Genomic DNA, 1,556 nt, shown 5'->3' on the forward strand with positions numbered 1-1,556 from the left:
GTTCCAATCAGGCGTAGCAAGTGGGGCCGAACACTTTAACCAGTTGCTGGCTGAAATCGACATCCACAGCCAGCGCGGTCAAAACCTGATTCAGGTATTCAAAACTGCAACGCGTATGGAAGTGGCGTTTTGGCAACAAGGTCTAAACGCACAATAAGGTTAATTGGAGAATCTCATGTTAATAGAACAAATCACTCAAGCATTAACCGCAGTGCGTCAGCAAAAGCCTTTAGTCGTGAACATTACCAACTACGTGGTGATGAACAACACGGCGAACGCTTTGTTGGCTATCGGAGCTTCGCCAATCATGGCGCATTCAAAGCAAGAAATGGCAGAAATGATGTCGTTTGCTGGCGCTTTAGTGATCAACATCGGCACCCTTGACAGCGTTTGGACGCCGCGCATGAGCTATGCCGTCGAGCAAGCCAACTCGAACGGTAAAATCGTTGTGCTCGACCCTGTCGGTTGCGGCGCAAGTTCACTGCGCACCGAAACCTCGCGCGAAATCGCCCGCCTTGCAAACAAGTTAATCATTCGTGGTAATGCGTCCGAAATCATTGCTCTCGCTGGTGAGCAAGCACAAAGCAAAGGTGTAGATGCACTCGACAGTAGTGATGCAGCCCTTGGGGCGGCTCACTTCTTAGTTGAAGAATACGGAGCGAGCGTGGTGATCTCCGGCGAAACTGACTACATCGTGACAAAAGAGCAAACCGTCCAGCTGAATAATGGTCACGAGATGATGCCATACGTAACGGGCATGGGCTGCACACTAACGGCACTGACTGGCGCGTTCGCAGCAATCGGCGACGAAACAGGCCTTGCTGCGGCAGCGGTGCTTGGCGTTGTGGGTGAAATTGCGGCTGAGCAAGCGCGAGGGCCAGGTAGTTTACAAATGCATCTTTTGGATGAGCTTTACCAACTGGATGAAAAAACACTGGCAACACGTCTTACATTACAAGTGAGATAAATCGCTTCTCAATGCTTTAAACGCCTCTCACTCCAACGAAAGTGGGAGGCGAAAGGAAACACAATGAACGCCTATCGTTTGTATTTGGTCACCGACGACCAACAAGATTTACCCACTCTCAAACACGTTGTAAGAAAGGCGGTAGAAGGTGGGGTCACCATGGTACAGGTGCGCGAAAAACATGGTGACGTTCGTGCATTTATTGAACGAGCTCAAGCCGTGAAGACGATCCTTGAAGGCACTGGCGTCCCGTTAATCATCAATGATCGTGTTGATGTTGCCCTTGCCGTCGATGCCGATGGTGTTCACCTCGGGCAGTCAGACATGCCAGCAGAGATCGCTCGTCAATTGATTGGCCCAAACAAGATTCTCGGCTTATCGATTGAGACTGAAGATCAGCTGGCAGAGGCGGATTCTCTGCCCATTGATTACATCGGCTTGAGTGCCATCTTCGCTACGCCGACCAAAACCAACACCAAAAAACACTGGGGTATTGAAGGTTTGAAGATGGCGCTGAACACCACGTCTTTACCAATCGTCGCTATTGGTGGCATCAACGAAACCAACATTCCTGTTCTTAGTGCGACAG

2 protein-coding genes and 1 pseudogene are annotated in these 1,556 nt (G+C 50.3%); all 3 read left to right on the forward strand.

The window, feature by feature from the left end; genetic code table 11:
• Positions 1-157 (forward strand): annotated as a pseudogene (locus R7Q38_RS23150) (thiaminase II); the annotation flags it as partial.
• A gap of 18 nt (positions 158-175) precedes the next feature.
• Positions 176-967, forward strand: a complete 792-nt coding sequence (gene thiM, locus R7Q38_RS23155; protein WP_021452763.1) for a hydroxyethylthiazole kinase — start codon at positions 176-178, stop codon at positions 965-967.
• A 63-nt stretch (positions 968-1,030) separates the two neighbouring features.
• Positions 1,031-1,556 (forward strand): thiamine phosphate synthase (gene thiE / locus R7Q38_RS23160; RefSeq protein ID WP_318114431.1); only part of this gene is annotated, 526 nt, incomplete at its 3' end.

Origin of the sequence: Vibrio sp. Vb0598 (assembly GCF_033338935.1) — a bacterium.
GTDB lineage: Bacteria > Pseudomonadota > Gammaproteobacteria > Enterobacterales > Vibrionaceae > Vibrio > Vibrio alginolyticus.

Coding starts and splice junctions, on each gene's coding strand:
- thiM (WP_021452763.1), top strand. CDS start 176: ATGTTAATAGAACAAATCACTCAAGCATTAACCGCAGTGCGTCAGCAA.